Origin of the sequence: Mycetocola zhadangensis (assembly GCF_003668565.1) — a bacterium.
GTDB lineage: Bacteria > Actinomycetota > Actinomycetes > Actinomycetales > Microbacteriaceae > Mycetocola_A > Mycetocola_A zhadangensis.
This window is the reverse complement of the sequence record NZ_RCWJ01000001.1, coordinates 926,660-945,609: the sequence shown is the minus strand read 5'-3', so window position 1 is coordinate 945,609 and position 18,950 is coordinate 926,660. Positions and strand designations below refer to the sequence as shown.

The following is an 18,950-nucleotide window of genomic DNA, read 5'->3' as shown; positions in this document are numbered from 1 at the left end:
GGCCTAAGATCCTTCACTCAGTGCGACGAGAGAACCTGGAGGGTGTGAACTGCCGCGCTCCGCGTCGAGGGCATGCTGCAGGATGATCACTGCAGCGACTTGATCGACAATATTACGGGATCGGCTGGCCTTTTTGCCCGAGGACCGCAGCGCGGAATGGGCAGACACCGTCGAGAGGCGTTCGTCAACGAGGCGGACAGGAATAGCGGATGCTGTCGCCAGCTTCTCAGCGAACGTCACGGCATCGCTGGTCGACGCCGTGTGCGAACCGGACAGGGCGAGTGGAAGGCCAACGACAAACTCGATTGGGTCCAGGTCACCGGCGATCTCGAGTATCCGCCGAATATCTGCGTCCCCGTCGGTGGCCCGCTGGACCGTCTCGATCGGTGTCGCCAGCATCCCGTGGAGATCGGAGCGGGCGACACCGACGCGGGCCTTTCCCACGTCGATGCCCAGGCGGACTCCCGTGCGCATAGCGCCCGTCACCCGTTACCTCGTTGCCGCTTCGACTATCGCGGCGAGTGCATCCGGGATCACCGACGCGTCGGTTCCCCCGCCCTGCGCCATGTCGTCCTTACCGCCTCCGCCTCCGCCGAGCACACCAGCAGCGGTGCGGGCCAGAAGACCGGCCTTCGCTCCAGCAGCGCGCGCTTCGGCGTTGGTGGCAACAATCACGATCGGTTTCTCGTTGACCGTCGCGGCAAGTGCCGTGATGCTCGGGACAGAGCCAAGGCGCTCACGCACGGTCGAGACCAACAGTCTGAGGTCATCGGCGGAGTTGAGGACTCCGAGGTTCTCGGTCACCACAGTGAACGATCCCGCGGAGTGCTGGGTCGAAACAAGTGCAGGAACCCGTTCGGTCAGAGCGCGCGCCTCGAAGGCCTGGATCTTCTTCTCCGCCTGCTTGAGGTTCGCCACGAGGTCGGCGATACGCTCCGGCAATTGTTCCCGCGGCGTTTTGAGAGACGAGGTCAGCTGCGAAACGATCGCGCGCTCTGCAGCGAGGTCACGGAACGCCTCGAGCCCGACAAGAGACTCGACGCGACGGTTGGTCGAACCGACGCTCGATTCGCTGACGAGGTTGATCATGCCGATCTCGGCGCTTGACGACACATGGGTGCCGGCGCAGAGCTCGCGGGACCAGGGGCCGCCAATGTCGACGACGCGCACAACGTTGCCGTATTTCTCCCCGAACAGTGCCATTGCTCCGAGGGACTTGGCCTCGTCGAGCGGCAACTCGCGCGTGACAACCTCGAGGTTGTCACGGATGGCGTTGTTCGAAATGTCTTCGATCTCGCTTCGCGTCTCAGCCGACAGGCCGGAGTTCCAAGAGAAGTCGAGACGCAGGTAGCCAGCCTTGTTGTACGAACCTGACTGGTGCGCGTTTGGGCCGAGGACCTGTCGAAGCGCTGCGTGGATGATGTGTGTTCCCGAGTGGGCCTGTTTCGCTCCCCTGCGGTATTCGCGGTCGACGACGCTCGTTGCGCTGTCACCGACACCGACCTCACCCTTGGCGACCTGAACCTTGTGGCTGATGAGTCCCTTGATGGGCTTCTGGACGTCGAGAACTTCCAGCTCATATCCGGGCCCGACGATGAGGCCCTGGTCGGCTTCCTGGCCGCCGGACTCCGCATACAACGAGGTTTCGGCGAGGATAACCTCAGCGATGTCCCCAGCTGCGGCCTTTGTTACCGAGTGGCCGTCCACGATGAGGCCGAGGATCTTGGACTCAGTGGTGAGGTCGGTGTAGCCGGTGAATGTTGTCTCACCGAAGGCCCGGAACGCGCTGTACACGCTGAGGTCGGCCATCGCCGTCTTCTTGGCCTTGGCATCTGCCTTCGCCAGCGCGCGTTGGTTCGCCATCAGCGCGTCGAAGGCTGGGCGATCGACGCTCAAGCCCGCTTCTTCAGCGATCTCAAGCGTGAGGTCGATCGGGAATCCGTAGGTGTCGTGAAGCAGGAACGCGGTGTCGCCCGGCAGCTTCGCGCTGCTGTGGGCCTTTGACTTCTCCACAGCAAGGTCGAGGATTGTCGTTCCGCCTGCGAGCGTGCGGAGGAAGGTTTCTTCTTCTCCGAATGCCGACTGTGAAATGCGACTGTAGTCGTGCTCGACCTCGGGGTAAGCGGCCTTCATGGCGTCGCGGGAGGCAGCAAACAGCTCGGGGAACGTTGCGGTGTCGACGCCGAGGAGACGCATCGAGCGCACAGTACGTCGCATGAGGCGTCGAAGAATGTAACCGCGGCCCTCGTTCGACGGCGTGACGCCGTCGCTGAGCAGCATGAGTGACGACCGAACGTGGTCGGCGATCACGCGCATCCGAACGTCGTCGGTGTGGTCTGCGCCGTACCGACGGCCGGAGAGTTCAGACGCCATGTCGAGCACCGGGCGGACCTGGTCGATCTCGTACATGTTCTGAACGCCCTGCTTGAGGAAGGCGACGCGTTCGAGACCCATACCGGTGTCGATGTTCTTGCGCGGAAGGTCGCCGAGAATCTCGAAGTCGTTCTTCCCGCTGCCCTCGCCGCGGAGGTACTGCATGAAGACGAGGTTCCAGATCTCGACATACCTGTCGTCGTCAGTCGCCGGCCCGCCGTCGCGGCCGTAGGCAGGTCCACGGTCGAAGAAGATCTCTGAGCAGGGGCCAGCGGGGCCAGGCTGGCCCGTGGACCAGTAGTTGGTGTCCATGCCGAGGCGCTGAATGCGCTCGTCGGGTAGACCGGCGACCGACTTCCACAGGCGGATGGCCTCATCGTCGTCCTTGTAGACGGTGACCCAGAGGTCCTTCTCGTCGAATCCGTACCCGCCTGCGCTCTCCGGTGAGGTGAGCAGTTCCCAGGCGTAACTGATGGCGCCTTCCTTGAAGTAGTCACCGAACGAGAAGTTTCCGTTCATCTGGAAGAACGTGCCGTGCCGCGGCGTCTTACCGACTTCCTCGATGTCATTGGTGCGGATGCACTTTTGGACGCTCGTCGCGCGGGGGTACGGCGCGGGGACAAGCCCCGTGAGGTACGGAACGAACGGCACCATGCCCGCCACCGTGAAAAGCAGTGATGGGTCGTCTGAGACGAGTGATGCGGATGGAACTACGGTGTGGCCACGCTCGGCGAAAAATTCTAGCCAGCGCTGGCGGATATCAGCGGTCTTCATGGGTCCGTTCGGGGAGGGATCTGCGCGGGGCAGGGGGGTGTTCTAGTTCTGAGCTGGGCCTGCGTTGAGGCCGCCGATGGCGTCCTCAGCGTCTTTCGCGAGCTCGTCGATCTTTTCGCGCAGCTCTGCCTCGCGTTCTTTGTACGCGTCAGCGACCGTCTCGCTGAATTCGCGGAGCTTTCCGTCGAGATCGGAGAAGAACTCCTTACCCTTTTGGGTCTTGTTGATCTCGTGTGCAACGACGAAACCGGCCGCGATGCCGGTGACGAGCCAGAAAATGTTCTTCACAGGTGCTCCTCCTGAGGTAGGGGACGGATGCTTTCCAACCAGAATTTCATCCTACCGGTTATGCCTTACCCGCCGCCGTGAGGGTGTGCAGGGTAAGAAAAACGGGGTCGCGGCATAAGCCGCGACCCCGTTCATAGTGCTGTGTTTAGCGTGCTGCGTAGTACTCAACAACGAGCTGGACTTCACAGGTCACGGGGACCTCTGCGCGCTTCGGGGCGCGCACGAGGCGAGCCTGCAGCTTGTCAAGCTCGACCTCAAGGTACGCCGGGAGCTTCGGAAGAACATCGACGTGACCGCCGGCTGCTGCAACCTGGAAAGGCTCGGTGCCTTCGCTCTTGGCCTTGACGTGGATGAGCTGGCCCGGCTTCACGCGGAAGGACGGACGGTCAACGATCTGGCCGTCAACGAGGATGTGGCGGTGCACAACCATCTGACGAGCCTGAGCTGTGGTGCGGGCGATAGCCGAACGCACGAGAAGAGCGTCAAGACGGGTCTCGAGGATCTCGACGAGGTTTTCACCCGTCAGGCCCTTGACGCGACGTGCCTCTTCGAAGGCGATCTTCAGCTGCTTCTCGCGGATGCCGTACTGGGCGCGCAGACGCTGCTTCTCGCGAAGGCGCACAGCGTAGTCGGAGTCGGTCTTGCGCTTGGTGCGGCCGTGCTCACCCGGAGCGTACGGACGCTTCTCGAGGTACTTTGCTGCCTTCGGGGTGAGGGCAATGCCCAGTGACCGCGACAGGCGGGTCTTGCTACGGGTACGTGACTTGGTAGACACGGTTTCCTTTCGATGGAATCTCTGACGATGTTGTGCCGGCACGCAAAAAGCGAACCGGAAAGTAAGAGGGGTGAGCCGGAACAGTTCGGCTAAAGAACATGTCCGTCAACCCGATTCTGTGCAGCCATACAGTCAAACCGGGCCTAGGCCAGAAATAAGCCTAACACGGCTCAGCTCCGCCCACCGCGAACGATACGGAGGAGTTTTGCCAGCCGGGAAGACACATCTCGTTCGTTGCCGTGCTGGGTGGGCTGGTAATAACGGACTCCGAGAAGTTCGTCGGGGAGGTACTGCTGTTCCACGACTCCAACATCTGCGTCGTGCGGGTACTTATAACCCTTGCCGTGACCGAGTCGCTTGGCTCCCGCATAGTGGGCATCCCGCAGGGGCTTGGGCACCCTGCCGAAGTTGCCAGCTCGCACGTCAGCGATAGCTCGGTTGATTGCGTTGTATGACGCGTTCGACTTCGCGGCGGTCGCAAGATAGACGACAGCCTGGGCCAGCGGGATCCGACCTTCAGGCATCCCGATGAACTGGACGGCGTCTGCGGCCGCCACCGCAACGGACAGCGCATTAGGGTCGGCCATCCCGATGTCTTCCGACGCACTCACAATGATTCTGCGCGAGATGAACCGCGGGTCCTCCCCCGCCTCGATCATCCGGGCCAGGTAGTGCAGCGCCGCGTCGACATCTGAGCCGCGAATGGATTTGATGAACGCGCTGATGACGTCGTAGTGCTCGTCACCGTTCCTGTCGTACCGGAGAAGAGCGCGGTCGACCGCACTGGCGACGATGTCGGCTGTGATGACGGGACGAGGCGCGGAAACTTCGTCGACCGTCGGCTCGTCGCCCACGGCGTCGTCGTCATCGCGGTCATCGCGGTCACCGTCGTCGTTATCGTGGTCGTCGTTGTAAGGGGACTCCGCTCTCTCGGCAACACCTTCGGCTGGCGGGTTGGAGAGCGAATCTGCACTGACGGATGCTGCCTCGAGCGCGGTCAGCGCACGCCGAGCATCACCGGACGCAAGTCGGATAATCGTGTCTCGCGCGTCATCCGTTACGTCGAATCGGCCGCCGAGGCCGCGCTTGTCTTCGATGGCTCGGTCCACAACAACGCGGAGGTCATCGTCGCTCAACTGTTCGAGCGTGAGGAGGAGCGAGCGTGACAGAAGCGGGGAAATCACGGAGAACGACGGGTTCTCTGTGGTCGCGGCGACCAGGATAACCCAGCCGTTTTCGACGCCGGGAAGGAGTGCGTCCTGCTGTGCCTTGCTGAACCGGTGAATCTCGTCAAGGAACAGCACTGTTGAGAGTCCATAGAGGTCACGACTCGTCATGGCCTCGTCCATCACCTGTCGAACGTCGCGTACTCCGGCTGAGACCGCCGAGAGTTCGACGAAGCGGCGGCCTGAGCTGTGCGCGATGGACTGCGCGATAGTTGTCTTGCCCGTGCCAGGCGGGCCCCAGAGAATGACGGAAACGCTGCCTTGGTCTCCCGACTTACTGTGGGCGAGGCTGACAAGAGGTGACCCCGGTTTGAGCAGGTGGCGCTGGCCGGCAACCTCGTCAAGGCTCTTGGGGCGCATGCGAACAGCGAGCGGGACGTTGCCTGAGTGCAGTCCTGCCGTCGTGTTCGCCATGGTTCAAGGCTAGCCGCCGTCACCGACAACGCTCTCCACACGAAATGGAGGCTGCAGATGTGACACCGAAATCCGCGACCTTTCGCGGCAGCGTCGCCGTTGCGGTCGTCATTTTGCTCGCGAGAGAACGAGCACCGTAAAGTTCAACGGGAGACCGCACCGGGTGCGGTCTCGAGAACCGGCGCACAAGCGCCCATCCGACGGAGGATTCCACGTGGCACCGAGTAAGTCCGAAGAGCGCCAGGCACGCGAGAACCGCGAACGACTCAAAGGGTATAAAGCCCGCCGTGCGATGCACGAGTACAAGGCGAAGCGCCGGGTGCGCGACAACTGGATCGCCGGGATCGCCCTAGTCGTCGTTGCGGCCGCAGTGACCGCAGGACAAATCGCTTACTTCTCGGCTGGCCCGGGTACTCCGGTCGCGACCGCCACACCGACTCCCACGGAGTCCGCCCCTGCCGCCGGCGCTAACGAGGGTGACGTCCCTGACGCAGACCTCGCCGAGGGCAGGGTGTGGACCGGGACGATGACGATCAACGACGTGCCTCTCGGCGTGGAGGTTGACGGCGCTGCTGCCCCTCAGGCTGTGTCCTCGCTCGTGTCTCTCTCACAGAGTGGTTTTTACGACGGTGTCAGTTGCCACCGCCTGACGAACGGTGGATTCTTCGTTCTCCAGTGCGGGGACCCCGACGGCACGGGTGGGGGCGGCCCCGGCTACAGCTACGGGCCGGTGGAGAACGCACCCGAGGACAACGTCTACCCCGCAGGGACACTCGCCATGGCGCGCCAACAGGACAATGCCTACAGCATGGGTAGCCAGTTCTTCATCGTCTACGAGGAAACAACCATCCCGTCTGACAAAGCCGGTGGATACACCGTACTTGGACAAGTGACCAGCGGACTGGACGAACTCAAGGCGCAGGTCGTCGACGCGGGGATTAAGGACGGCCTGACCGATGGTGCTCCGGCAATCCCCGTCGCCATCACGAGTGTGACCCTTCAATAGCCGAGGGGGCGTTGAGCTTTCCCGCCGGGAGGGGTCAACGTAATAGGCTGGACCAGAGTTTCCGGTCGCACACCTGTGCGACATTCAAGCAAGGTGAGGCACGTGTCTATTTCTGAGCAGCAACCATGGGGTCGTGTAGACGAGTCCGGCGCCGTTTTCGTGCGCGAGAGCGACGACAACTGGCGTGAGGTTGGGCAGTATCCCGACGGCACAGCCGAGGAAGCCCTCGCCTACTTCACACGGAAGTTCACGGAACTGGCCGGCCAGGTCACACTCCTCGAGCAGCGCGTCAAACGTGGTGCCCCCGCGGCTGACGTGGCCAAAGCGGTTGCACACCTCGCGACGGCCCTGGAGAACGCCAATGCCGTCGGTGACCTCGACAGCCTGAAGACCCGGGTTGCCGCGCTTGATTCCACAGTGGGCGAGCTGACCGAGCAGCAGAGCGAAGAAGCGAAAGCTGCCGTCGCCGAAGCGATCACCGCCCGCACCGCGATCGTTGTCGAGGCCGAGAAGCTTGCCGCACAGGACCCGGCCAAGGCCCAGTGGAAAACGACGACGGAACAGATCACCGCCTTGTTCACCCAGTGGCAGACGCACCAGCAGGAGGGCCCGAAGCTCCCCAAGGGTGAAGCGAACGAGCTGTGGAAACGGTTCCGTACGGCGAAGTCCACCATCGAGCAGAATCGCCGTGCCTTCTTTGCCGAGCTTGACTCCGTGCACCGTGACGCCAAGAGTCGGAAGCAGCAGCTGATCGATCAGGCCGAAGCACTGATCCCCAAGGGTGCAGACGGAATTCACGGTTACCGCGCTCTTCTGGATGAGTGGAAAAAGTCCGGTCGTGCAGGCAAGCGCCACGACGACGCCCTCTGGGCCCGTTTCAAGGCAGCCGGCGACGCGATCTACGCCGCGAAGTCGGAGATCGATGCCATCGATAACGCCGAATACGCCGAGAACCTGAAAGCGAAGCTCGCTCTGCTCGAAGAGGCAGAACCATTGCTCAAAGAGAACAACCGCGACACCCTGCGGTCGGCTCTCGCGTCGATCCAGCGTCGCTGGGACGACATCGGCAAGGTCCCTCGAGACCAGGTCCGCGTCGTCGAGGATCGACTGCGCAAAGTGGAGAACCACCTGAAGAAGCTCGACGAGGAGAACTGGACGAAGAATAACCCGGAGACGAAGGCCCGCGCAGAGGGTCTCGCCGGCCAGCTGAACGCGGCAATCGCCAAGCTCGAGGCAGAGCTCGAGGACGCGAAAGCGACGGGCGACAAAGCGAAGATCGACGCAGCAACTGAAGCCCTCGAGGCGCGGAAGCTCTGGCTCAACGCACTGTCCTGATCTGCCTCCACAACCGCGACGGCGGGAGCGAATTCTTCACAGATTCGTTTCCGCCGTTTGGTTTTTCGGGGCGAAGCTCAGGCTGGGCTCATGCCCAGACTTTTGCCAACCGTGCTCGGTCCGGCATTCCTCCCGCTCGCTGAACTCTGCGCGGCCTGCCGCGACGGTGACCTCATCCGGCTGGATGACGTGTTCATCCTCGTTGATGAACCCGACAGGGCCGACCTGCGCGCGAGTGCGCTCCGAACGGCGCTTCCCGATGTGCGAGCGGCCGAGCATCTTGTGGCCATCGGGTGGACTGCGGCCTGGATCCATGGCGCGCTGGACAGCGCGCCATGGCAGCATGAAATGTGCGTTCGCGCCGACGAGCGGGCAAGCGTTCGCCTTGCCCCGAGGTTTGTGCAGCGGGAGCTTCGACTGCGGGACTACGACGAGGTGTTAATCGCGGGACTCCGGGTGACAACGCCACGTCGAACCCTCCACGATCTCACCAGACGGAGTGCTCACTCCCCCGGTTTCAGCTCGGCAGAGCAGCGACTCGCGCGGCTCGTGACGGGAATCGTCAGCCCCCGTTGACGCGGTAGACATCGTAGACGGCGTCGATCCTGCGCACGGCGTTGAGGACTCGCTCGAGATGAGTTGTGTCGCCCATCTCGAACACGAAGCGGGAAATAGCCAGCCTGTTGTTCGAGGTCGAAACCGTCGCGGAGAGAATATTGACGTGGTGCTCGCTCAGCACGCGGGTCACGTCGCTCAGAAGACCGGCGCGGTCCAGCGCCTCAACCTGAATGTGGACGAGGAACAGGCTCTTCGAACTCGGTGCCCACTCCACGTCGATCATGCGTTCAGGTTCCTTGAGGAGTTCCTGGACGTTGTGGCAGTCACTCCTGTGCACAGAGACGCCAGATCCACGCGTTACGAACCCGACGATGTCGTCTCCGGGAACAGGCGTGCAGCACTTCGACAGCTTCACGAGAATGTCGGGGGCACCCCTGACGAGAACGCCTGAGTCGCTGTGTGTGACCGAGCGCGCGCGTCCGCGCACCGGGAAATCGATGGCAGCCTGCTCGGCTTCGTTGTCGCCCTGCAGCAGAGCCGCAACCTTCTCGAGCACCGACTGCGTCGACACGTGCCCCTCGCCGACGGCAGCATAGAGTGCCGAGACGTCTTCGTACCGCATCTGAGATGCGACTTCAGCGAACGAGTCCTGGCTCATCAGTTTCTGAAGCGGCAGGTTCTGTTTGCGCATCGCGCGAGCGATGGCATCCTTCCCCTGCTCAATAGCTTCGTCGCGACGTTCTTTCGTGAACCACTGACGGATCTTGTTTCGGGCGCGGGTGCTCTTGACGAAGCTGAGCCAGTCCTGGCTCGGCCCTGAGTCGGGGTTTTTCGACGTGAACACTTCGACGACGTCGCCGCTGTTCAGTTCAGATTCGAGCGGTACGAGCCTGCCGTTCACCTTCGCGCCCATGGTGCGGTGGCCGACCTCGGTGTGGACGGCATATGCAAAGTCGACGGGCGTCGCCCCGGCAGGAAGACCGATCACACGGCCCTTCGGCGTGAAGACGTAAACCTCTTTGGCGCCGATCTCAAAGCGGAGCGAGTCGAGGAACTCTCCCGGATCGCTGGTCTCTGCTTGCCAGTCCGAGATGTGGGCCAGCCACACCATGTCGTTCTCGGTCGTCTTCGACGCACCCTTGCCGCCGTTGACGGTCTCCTTGTACTTCCAGTGCGCAGCAACACCGTATTCGGCGTGCTGGTGCATCTCGTGAGTCCGGATCTGGATCTCGACGCTCTTGCCCTGCGGACCGATGACTGTCGTGTGCAGGGACTGGTACAGGTTGTACTTGGGAGTCGCGATGTAGTCCTTGAAACGCCCGGGAATCGGCGTCCAGCGAGCGTGAATGGCTCCGAGCACTGCGTAACAGTCGCGGACGGAATTGACGAGGACACGGATTCCGACGAGGTCATAGATTTCGTCGAAGTCACGACCGCGAACGATCATCTTTTGATAGATCGAGTAATACTGCTTGGGACGACCGACGACCTTGCCACGGATCTTCGCCGCCTTGAGATCCTCATTGACGGAGTCGATGACGGTCTGCACGAGCTCTTCACGCTGCGGCGTCCGCTGTTTCACGAGGCTTTCGATTTCGGCGTACAGCTTGGGGTAGAGCACGGCGAATGACAGGTCCTCAAGCTCCCACTTGATCGTCTGAATTCCGAGACGGTGCGCGAGGGGCGCGTAGATCTCGAGCGTTTCGGTCGCCTTCTTGGCAGCCTTCGCAGCTGGGACGAAGCCCCAAGTGCGGGCGTTGTGCAGACGATCGGCGAGCTTGATGACGAGCACTCGGATGTCTTTCGACATCGCAACGATCATCTTGCGGACTGTCTCCGCCTGTGCGCTCTCGCCGTACTTCACCTTGTCGAGCTTGGTGACTCCGTCGACGAGCATCGCGACTTCATCACCAAAGTCGGCGCGGAGTTCGTCGAGCCCGTAGTCCGTGTCCTCTACTGTGTCGTGCAGGAGAGCTGCGGCGAGCGTCTTCGGCCCAATGCCCAGGTCAGCGAGAATCTGGGCAACAGCGACCGGGTGTGTGATGTACGGCTCTCCACTCTGCCGCTTCTGCCCCCGATGCGCCCGCTCGGCAACGACATAGGCCCGTTCGATGACTGCGAGGTCAGCTTTCGGGTGGTGCAGTCGTGCAGTGCGAACGAGCCGGTCAACCGCTCCTGCGGGCTGCGCCTTCGAGAAAATTCGTGGAACGAGGCGTCGAAGGGACGCGCTCGACGACTGTGTCTCCGTCATTCGCTCACCTCCGAAGCTTCCATTATCCCGCGTACACGACCGGTATTAGACCGCGGGGACGACCGCGGACTCCGAGCTCGACCGCGCCCGAGTTGCGAGGACGCGAGCGTCACGCTTCTTGATCTCCGGTTCGTTCTGACGGAACAGGGCGTAGAGCGGTGCGGCAACAAAGATCGTGGAGTATGTCGCCACAAGGATGCCGACGAAGAGCGACAGCGAGATGTCACGCAGAGTCTCGGCTCCGAGGAGGAAATCACCGATGATGAGGATGGATGCGACCGGCAGTGCAGCCACAATCGACGTGTTGATCGAGCGAACAAGCGTCTGGTTCACAGCGAGGTTCACACTCTCCGCGAAGGTGCGCGGCGCGTTGTCGCCATCCTCAGTTGTGTTCTCTCGAATCTTGTCGAACACCACCACTGTGTCATAGAGCGAATACCCAAGGATCGTCAGGAAGCCGATGATCGCGGCAGGGCTGATCTCGAACCCGCTGAGGGCGTAGACACCGAGGGTGATGACGAGAACGTCGAGCAGTGCGATCATCGCGGCCGCTGACATCTTCCAGGTGCGGAAGTACAGGGCCATCGTGAGGAACGCCAGAGCGAGGAACACAACGAGGCCTGTGATTGCCTGCTTGGTCACGTCCTGACCCCACGACGCACCAATGAAGGATGTTGTGACTTCAGATTCCGGGACGTCGTACGCCTGCGCGAGGGCCGCAGTCACATCATTGGTGTCAGCGGGCGTCAACTGGTTCGTCTGCACCCGGATGGCGGAATCGCCGACCGTTGTGACCTTCGAGACCGCGTCAGGAACGACGCTGGCGACAGCATCCGTTGCCTTGTTCTGGTCTGTATCTTCGATCGAGTTGACGGTGAACTGCGAGCCACCGGTGAACTCGATGCCGAGGTTGAACCCGCCCTTGACGACCGGGACGAGGATGGACGCGACAACGAGGAGAATCGCGACGCTGAACCAGATCTTGCGGTTGCCGACGAAGTTGAACGAGCGCTTGCCTGTGAACAGGTCGTTGCCGAATGTGGTGAGGCTTGCCATTAGGACTTCTTCTCCTCAGACTTCTTGCCGGCGCCAGCGGCGACCAGTTCAGCCTGCTTGCGTTCTGCGATCGTTTGCCGTTTGGCTGCCTCACGGCTGGACTTGGTGGTTTTGCCTGCGACGGCAGCCTGGGGCGCGCGGAACTGAGCACGCCCACGGTAGACGGCACCGAGGGCATTGGGGTCAAGCCCGGACAGCGGGTGGCCGCTGGAGAAGAACCGCGTCTGCGCGAGCACCTGAAGCGCCGGGTGTGTGAAGAGCAGCACGACAAGGACGTCGATGATCGTTGTGACACCGAGCGTGAACGCGAATCCCTTGACGTTTCCTACCGCAACGGCGTAGAGCACGACCGCGGCGAGGAGGTTCACGCCCTTTGACGCGTAGATTGTGCGTTTAGCACGCTTCCAGCCTGCTTCAACCGCAGATTCGAGACCGCGTCCGTTACGGAGTTCGTCTCGTATTCGCTCGAAGTAGACGATGAAGGAGTCGGCCGTGAAGCCGATCGCGACGATCAGACCTGCGACGCCGGCCAAGGACAGGCGGTAGCCGTTGCGCCAGGACAGGATCGCAATGACCAGGTAGGTCAGGACGCCAGCGACCACGAGCGATGCGATGGTGACGAGCCCAAGCAACCGGTACTGGAACAGGGTGTAGATGGCGACGAGGATGAGGCCAATGATTCCTGCGATGATTCCGATCTGCAACTGCGCAGACCCGAGTGTCGCGGAGATCTGATCTGAGCTCTGCACCTGGAAGCTGATCGGCAGTGCGCCGTACTTCAACTGGTCGGCGAGTGACTTCGACGACTCCTGAGTGAAGTTTCCGGAAATCTCTGCATTGCCATCGGCAATCACGGCGTTGGTTTGCGGTGCTGAGATGACCTGGTTGTCCAGCACGATCGCGAACTGGTTCTGCGGGCTCTGAAGCGCGTTGAGGCGCTGGGTTACTGCGGCGAACTGCTTAGTGCCTTCACCATCGAACTCGAGGTTGACCACCCAGGCGCCGGTCGTTGCACCGGTCTGGGTGGTCTGCATGCCGTTGGTGGCATCGGAGATCTTGGAGCCCTCAACCTCGACAGGTCCGAGCACATACTTGACGCTGCCGTCGACCTCACACGCGATGACCGGCTTGTCAGCCGGCTGAACCGTGCCGGCCTCGACAGGCGCTGCGCAATCGAACGCCTGGAATTCAGCCTGAAGCTTTTCTGTGACCCAGGCGAGGTCGCTCGCGTCGGTTGGTTCCGTTGCCGGAGTGTCAGGGAGCGCCGGATCCGGGGTCGGGTATGGAGTCTCGTTGCCGTCCTCACCGACGAATGTGTTCGCTGGTTGGCTGGCGACCAGAACGGGACGGAACTCGAGCTTCGCCGACGCCTCAATGCGGTTGCGAGTCTCTTCGTCTGCCTCACCGGGAATAGTGACAACAACGTTGCTGCCCTCGGTGTTGACTTCGGCCTCTGAAACACCTGAGGCGTCCACGCGCTGGCGGATGATCCCTACGGCCTGGTTGAGCTGTTCGGTCGAGACCGACTCACCGCTCTCGACATTGGGCTGCAGAATGATCTGGGTTCCGCCCTCGAGGTCAAGGGCGAGCTTGGGGGCCCAGGTGGCGTTGCCCCAAATCACTCCTCCGGCAAGAATGCCGAAAAGTGCCAGGGTGATTACGCCAAGCCAGACCAGTGAGCGACTCGCTCTACGGATCGGCGTCGACTTCGACTTTGCCAACTACGTACTCAGCTTTCTCTGACCGTTTCGCGCCGCCACGCAGGCGGCGCGAAACGCTTCTGGTTTTACTGCTCGGTGACTACCTGCTCAGAGAGACTACTGGTCAGCCTTCTTGTCACGTGAATCGGTGACGTCGGTCGTTGCGTCGAACTCGGTGGGGAGAGCAGTCGCCGGTTCAACGTGCGTGTCATCGGCCTCGACGATTTCGGCGTTGTCTGCAACGACAACTGGCTCGTCTTCGACGACCTTGGCGATGGCCTGACGGTGCACGGTGACAACCGTTCCTGGGCTCGACTCGAGCAGAACCTTGTTGGTGTCCTCATCCATTTCGAGGATGGTTCCAAACAGTCCAAAGGTCGTCATGACCTCAGCGCCTGGCACAACCTTCGAGAGCAGGGCCTCCTGGTCCTTCTTGCGCTTCTGTCCGTTGCGGAACATGAAGAAGATGAGGACGGCCAGGATGACCAGCATTCCGATGGTTAATGGATCCATAAGAGGTAAAGAACCTTTCGCAGCCACGAGGCCGCATGGGAGGGAAAATGACCGAGAGGCCAGCTTGAATTATAGAACACCGGGCAGGAAAGAACCCTGAGGGTTTGGTGCGCCGAAATGCGCAAACGCCTGCGGCGTGGCCACGCGGCCACGGGGTGTTCGAGTGATGAGCCCTATCCGTACGAGGAACGGCTCCACGACGCTCTCGATCGTTTCCGCTTCTTCTCCGACGGACACCGCGAGGGTGTTGAGCCCGACGGGTCCACCGCCGAAGCGAGTCAGCATGATTTCCATCACCGCGCGGTCGAGCCGGTCGAGTCCGAGCTCGTCAACGTCGTACAGGGTGAGCGCTGCTTTCACTGCGCTGAGATCGGCCGCGCCACCGTGAACCAGGACGTAGTCGCGAACTCGGCGAAGCAGGCGGTTCGCGATGCGTGGAGTTCCGCGGCACCGACCGGCTATCTCGGCGAGCCCAGCGCGGTCGATGTCGAAATTCAGCATGCGCGCCGCGCGGAACAACACCTGCTCGAGTTCCGACTCGTCATAGAACTCCAGGTGCGCTGTGAAACCGAACCTGTCCCGCAGCGGGTTAGGCAACATGCCTGACCGCGTCGTTGCGCCGACCAGCGTGAATGGGGCCAGATCCAGCGGTACCGAGGTCGCCCCTGCCCCCTTGCCAACCATGATGTCGATCCGGAAATCTTCCATCGCCAGGTAGAGCATTTCCTCGGCTGACCGGGCCATGCGGTGGATTTCATCGATGAACAGCACTTCGCCGGGCACAAGGCTCGAGAGAACGGCGGCCAGGTCTCCGGCGTGCTGAATGGCCGGGCCACTCGACATCCGCAGCGGCTTGTCGCTCTCGTGCGCCACGATCATCGCCAGGGTCGTTTTGCCCAGACCGGGAGGGCCAGCAAGCAAAATGTGGTCGGCGGTTCTGCCCTGGATTCCGGCTGCCTGCAGGAGGAGCTGTAGCTGCCCGCGCACCTTCGCTTGCCCGACAAACTCGTCGAGGCTCTTCGGGCGGAGAGCGCCCTCGAAGACGAGTTCCGCCTCTGAGATCGGCTCGGGTGTCGTGAGTTCGAATCCGCTCACTGGCGGGCTCCTGCCGATGCGGAGGAAGTGCTGTGCTGAGCGGGACCAAGCTGGGCGAGGGCGAGTCGAAGCACCGTCTGCACCGGCGCGGTCTCTGCGTCAGGGTGAGTGCTCAACACGTCGCTCACGGCCTGCACCGCCACCTTCTCGCTCCAACCAAGCCCGACGAGCGCGACCACAACGCTGTCTCCTGCTGCCGGAACCGCAACCGGCTCTTCCACAGGAGTCGTGACGATCAATTTGCCCGTCAAGGAAAGCACTATGAGTTTCGCCGTCTTTGGGCCGATGCCGGACACCTTGCGGAAGACCTTGTCGTCTTCGGCGGCAACCGCCGCGGCGATCTGGCCCGGGCCGAGCACGGAAAGCACGCCGAGCGCTGACTTCGGACCGACCCCGGTCACACCGGTCAGCAGGTCGAAGACGTGCAGCTGTTCCGTTGTCTCGAAGCCGAACAGGGACAGCGAGTCTTCGCGCACGATCAGGCTCGTGTGGATGAGGGCCTGCTCCCCCACCCGCAGCGAGAGCGAGTGTTCCGGCGTGACCTGAACGGCGTAGCCGATGCCTCCGACGTCGATGATGACACTGCTGCCGACGGCAGACAGCACGGTTCCGCGCACACTTGAGATCACGCGTCAAGCCTACGGTGGGCGTCAGACAGAGAGCGGAACGCCACGCGATCGCAGGCCTCAGACTCGGCCTCGCGCCGCCTTTTCGGCTCGAGCCCATGCCGCTTGTGCTGGGGTGAGTGTTGCGGAGGCGCCAGCTGCTGTCGGTGCCCGCAGTCCCCCTCGCCAGGCATGGCAGATGGCTAGCGCAAGCGCGTCTGCTGCGTCCGCAGGCTGCGGAAGTTCAGCGAGTCCCAGAACGCGGGCCACCATGGTCTGCACCTGCTTCTTCTCGGCGTTGCCGTAGCCGGTGATCGCTGCCTTCACTTCGGACGGCGTGTGCAATCCGACGGGCAAGCCCCTTTTCGCAGCGGCGTGTAGCGCCAAACCGGAGGCCTGTGCCGTTCCCATCACCGTTCGCAGGTTGTGCTGTGCGAACACACGCTCGACCGCGACCGCGTCGGGCGCGAACTCATCCAGTGCGGCGTCGATTCCCCGACCGATGACCAGCAGGCGCTGGTCTATGTCGGCCGAGCTGTCGCTGCGCACAACTGAGTAGTGAACGAGCACCGCAGTCCGGTTGGGCTCGACATCGACAACACCGACTCCACACCGGGTGAGGCCTGGGTCGATGCCGAGCACCCGAAGGCTCATCGTGACCTAGTCGTCTTCAGACTGAAGCTCGGCCTGAACCTCAGGCGAGAGGTCGTAGTTGCTGTAGATGTTCTGCACGTCATCGGAGTCCTCGAGAGCATCGATGAGCTTGAAGATCTTGCGAGCCGTCTCGGCGTCAACTTCGACCTTGAGGTTCGGCACGAAAGCGGCGTCGGCCGAGTCGTAGTCGATGCCTGCTTCCTGAAGTGCCGTTCTTGTCGCGACGAGATCGGAGGGATCGGTAATGATCTCGAAGGTTTCGCCCTCGTCGACAACCTCTTCTGCGCCGGCGTCGAGCACAGCGGCCAGGATGTCGTCCTCCGTGGTGTTCGCGGCCGGAACGACGATGATGCCCTTGCGAGCGAAGTTGTATGCGACGCTGCCCGGGTCACCCATGGTGCCGCCGTTGCGGCTCATGAGCGTGCGAACGTCGGCCGCCGCGCGGTTCTTGTTGTCGGTGAGGCACTCGATCAGCAGGGCGACTCCGTGCTGGGCATAACCTTCATACATGATCGTCGTGTAGTCGACGGCCTCACCGGAGAGACCGGCGCCCCGCTTGACCGCACGGTCGATGTTGTCGTTGGGAACCGAGGTCTTCTTGGCCTTCTGGATGGCGTCGACCAGGGTCGGGTTGCCAGAAAGGTCGGCGCCGCCCATCTTTGCGGCGACCTCGATGTTCTTGATGAGCTTCGCGAAGGCTTTAGCACGGCGCGAGTCGGTGATCGCCTTCTTGTGCTTCGTTGTTGCCCATTTGGAGTGACCGGACATGTGCTCCCTAACTGGATCTGTAACCGCACCATTCTAAATCACTGGTGCGTTCGGCGCTGGATTTCGATTACGCGGCGCGCACCTTGTCGAGGAAATACTCGTGGAAGCGCGTGTCGCCGGTCACTTCGGGGTGAAATGAGGTGCCAAGCAGGTTGCCCTGCTCAACGGCAACAACCCGTCCGTCGGTGAGTGCCGCGAGCGACGTCGCCCGAGCGCCGACGGATTCGACGATGGGAGCCCGAATGAAAACAGCATGAAGCGGATGCCCGCCAAGCGCGGGAATGTCGAGGTCTGTTTCGAACGAATCACCTTGCGAGCCGAACGCATTCCGGCGCACCGCTACATCGAGCCCGCCAAGCGACTGCTGGCCGCGGATCCCGTCAACTATCGAGTCGGCCAGCATGATCAATCCGGCGCAGGTGCCGTAAACCGGAAGGCCGGCACCAATGGCTTCCTTCAGCGGCTCAGCAAGCCCGAAGGCGCGCGACAGTTTGTCCATAACACTGGACTCACCGCCGGGGATCACGAGCCCATCGACAGCTTCAAGCTCTTCCGGCCTGCGCACCAGGGTGACGTCGGCGCCGAGGCTCCGAAGAACAGCCGCGTGTTCGCGGAAATCGCCCTGGAGGGCGAGAACGCCTACCTTCGGCGAGCCGCTACCAGCCACGCTCAGCGAGGCGGTGAGGAGCTGCCAGATCCGAGACGTTGATGCCGACCATGGCTTCGCCAAGTCCGCGGGACACTTCGGTGATCACGGCTGGGTCGTCGTAGAACGTTGTGGCCTTTACGACAGCAGCCGCGCGCTTTTCGGGGCTGCCCGACTTGAAGATTCCGGATCCGACGAAGACGCCGTCAGCACCCAGCTGCATCATCATGGCCGCGTCTGCGGGGGTCGCCACTCCACCTGCGGTAAACAGCACGACGGGCAGCTTGCCAGACTCGGCGATTTCGGCGACGAGTTCGTACGGAGCCTGCAGTTCCTTGGCGGCCACGTACAGCTCGTCCTTCGACATCGAGGTGAGCTGGGCAATCTCGCTCTTGATCTTGCGGATGTGCTTGGTCGCCTCTGAGACGTCACCGGTTCCGGCCTCGCCCTTCGAACGGATCATGGCCGCACCCTCGTTGATGCGGCGAAGCGCCTCTCCGAGGTTCGTTGCGCCGCAGACGAAGGGAACGTTGAAGCCCCACTTGTCGATGTGGTTGACGTAGTCAGCCGGGCTGAGCACCTCTGACTCGTCGATGTAATCGACGTTGAGCGACTGGAGAACCTGAGCCTCGACGAAGTGACCGATCCGGGCCTTGGCCATCACCGGGATGGACACCTCTGCGCGGATCGCCTCGATGAGGTCGGGGTCGCTCATGCGGGCGACGCCGCCCTGCGACCGGATGTCGGCTGGAACGCGCTCGAGCGCCATGACAGCGACCGCGCCGGCATCCTCGGCGATTCGAGCCTGGTCAGGAGTGACGACGTCCATAATGACGCCACCCTTCAGCATTTCTGCAAGACCGCGCTTGACGCGGTTGGAACCCTGTTCGCCGGTGTTGGTGCTGTTCGTCAT

Annotated in this window: 18 protein-coding genes; 3 read left to right on the top strand and 15 right to left on the bottom strand. The window is 62.3% G+C overall.

Translation table 11 applies throughout. The features are described from left to right. Positions 1–3: 3 nt before the first annotated feature. The 5 genes from ruvX to D9V28_RS04535 form a co-directional block, all read right to left on the bottom strand. The gene (gene ruvX / locus D9V28_RS04555; RefSeq protein WP_121658468.1) at positions 4–474 is read right to left on the bottom strand and encodes a Holliday junction resolvase RuvX; all 471 of its coding nucleotides are present in this window, start codon (positions 472–474) and stop codon (positions 4–6) included. A gap of 15 nt (positions 475–489) precedes the next feature. After that, positions 490–3,147, bottom strand: a complete 2,658-nt coding sequence (gene alaS, locus D9V28_RS04550) for an alanine--tRNA ligase (protein WP_121658467.1) — start codon at positions 3,145–3,147, stop codon at positions 490–492. 42 nt (positions 3,148–3,189) lie between these two features. Continuing rightward, positions 3,190–3,435 (bottom strand): hypothetical protein, encoded by a 246-nt coding sequence (locus tag D9V28_RS04545; protein ID WP_121658466.1) that lies wholly within the window; start codon positions 3,433–3,435, stop codon positions 3,190–3,192. A 145-nt stretch (positions 3,436–3,580) separates the two neighbouring features. Further along, entirely contained in the window at positions 3,581–4,210 is a 630-nt protein-coding gene (gene rpsD, locus D9V28_RS04540) for a 30S ribosomal protein S4 (protein ID WP_121658465.1), read from the bottom strand. A gap of 170 nt (positions 4,211–4,380) precedes the next feature. Further along, positions 4,381–5,850 (bottom strand): replication-associated recombination protein A, encoded by a 1,470-nt coding sequence (locus D9V28_RS04535; RefSeq protein WP_121658464.1) that lies wholly within the window; start codon positions 5,848–5,850, stop codon positions 4,381–4,383. Between the two features lie 214 nt (positions 5,851–6,064). Here D9V28_RS04535 and D9V28_RS04530 point away from each other — a divergent pair, with 214 nt between their 5' ends. From D9V28_RS04530 to D9V28_RS04520, 3 genes are all read left to right on the top strand, one after another. Further along, entirely contained in the window at positions 6,065–6,856 is a 792-nt protein-coding gene (locus D9V28_RS04530; protein ID WP_121658463.1) for a peptidylprolyl isomerase, read from the top strand. 102 nt (positions 6,857–6,958) lie between these two features. Continuing rightward, the gene (locus D9V28_RS04525) at positions 6,959–8,191 is read left to right on the top strand and encodes a DUF349 domain-containing protein (protein ID WP_121658462.1); all 1,233 of its coding nucleotides are present in this window, start codon (positions 6,959–6,961) and stop codon (positions 8,189–8,191) included. A 90-nt stretch (positions 8,192–8,281) separates the two neighbouring features. Then, on the top strand, positions 8,282–8,767 hold the full coding sequence (locus tag D9V28_RS04520; protein ID WP_121658461.1) for a type IV toxin-antitoxin system AbiEi family antitoxin: 486 nt from the start codon (positions 8,282–8,284) through the stop codon (positions 8,765–8,767). On the opposite strand, the gene D9V28_RS04515 is transcribed toward D9V28_RS04520, so the two are convergent. The 10 genes from D9V28_RS04515 to pdxS form a co-directional block, all read right to left on the bottom strand. Then, positions 8,754–11,000 carry a RelA/SpoT family protein gene (locus D9V28_RS04515; RefSeq protein WP_121658460.1) on the bottom strand — a complete coding sequence of 749 codons (2,247 nt, stop codon included), beginning with the start codon at positions 10,998–11,000 and terminating at the stop codon, positions 8,754–8,756. The two genes, D9V28_RS04520 and D9V28_RS04515, sit on opposite strands and share 14 nt — an antisense overlap. A gap of 45 nt (positions 11,001–11,045) precedes the next feature. After that, positions 11,046–12,056, bottom strand: a complete 1,011-nt coding sequence (gene secF / locus D9V28_RS04510; RefSeq protein ID WP_121658459.1) for a protein translocase subunit SecF — start codon at positions 12,054–12,056, stop codon at positions 11,046–11,048. Next, entirely contained in the window at positions 12,056–13,777 is a 1,722-nt protein-coding gene (gene secD / locus D9V28_RS04505) for a protein translocase subunit SecD (RefSeq protein WP_121658458.1), read from the bottom strand. The genes secF and secD overlap by 1 nt, the downstream gene beginning before the upstream one ends. 96 nt (positions 13,778–13,873) lie before the next feature. Continuing rightward, positions 13,874–14,269 (bottom strand): preprotein translocase subunit YajC, encoded by a 396-nt coding sequence (gene yajC / locus D9V28_RS04500; RefSeq protein WP_121658457.1) that lies wholly within the window; start codon positions 14,267–14,269, stop codon positions 13,874–13,876. 69 nt (positions 14,270–14,338) lie between these two features. Further along, a complete protein-coding gene (gene ruvB, locus D9V28_RS04495) occupies positions 14,339–15,364 on the bottom strand; it encodes a Holliday junction branch migration DNA helicase RuvB (RefSeq protein ID WP_121658456.1) in 1,026 nt (341 codons plus the stop codon). Beyond that, a complete protein-coding gene (gene ruvA / locus D9V28_RS04490) occupies positions 15,361–15,993 on the bottom strand; it encodes a Holliday junction branch migration protein RuvA (protein WP_121658455.1) in 633 nt (210 codons plus the stop codon). The genes ruvB and ruvA overlap by 4 nt, the downstream gene beginning before the upstream one ends. Before the next feature lie 57 nt (positions 15,994–16,050). Then, positions 16,051–16,623, bottom strand: coding sequence for a crossover junction endodeoxyribonuclease RuvC (ruvC, locus tag D9V28_RS04485; protein ID WP_121658454.1), 573 nt, complete (start codon positions 16,621–16,623; stop codon positions 16,051–16,053). A gap of 6 nt (positions 16,624–16,629) precedes the next feature. Next, positions 16,630–17,391, bottom strand: a complete 762-nt coding sequence (locus D9V28_RS04480; protein WP_121658453.1) for a YebC/PmpR family DNA-binding transcriptional regulator — start codon at positions 17,389–17,391, stop codon at positions 16,630–16,632. A 67-nt stretch (positions 17,392–17,458) separates the two neighbouring features. Further along, on the bottom strand, positions 17,459–18,058 hold the full coding sequence (gene pdxT, locus D9V28_RS04475; RefSeq protein WP_121658452.1) for a pyridoxal 5'-phosphate synthase glutaminase subunit PdxT: 600 nt from the start codon (positions 18,056–18,058) through the stop codon (positions 17,459–17,461). After that, positions 18,048–18,950 (bottom strand): pyridoxal 5'-phosphate synthase lyase subunit PdxS, encoded by a 903-nt coding sequence (pdxS, locus tag D9V28_RS04470; protein WP_121658451.1) that lies wholly within the window; start codon positions 18,948–18,950, stop codon positions 18,048–18,050. Before pdxS ends, pdxT begins: the two co-directional genes overlap by 11 nt.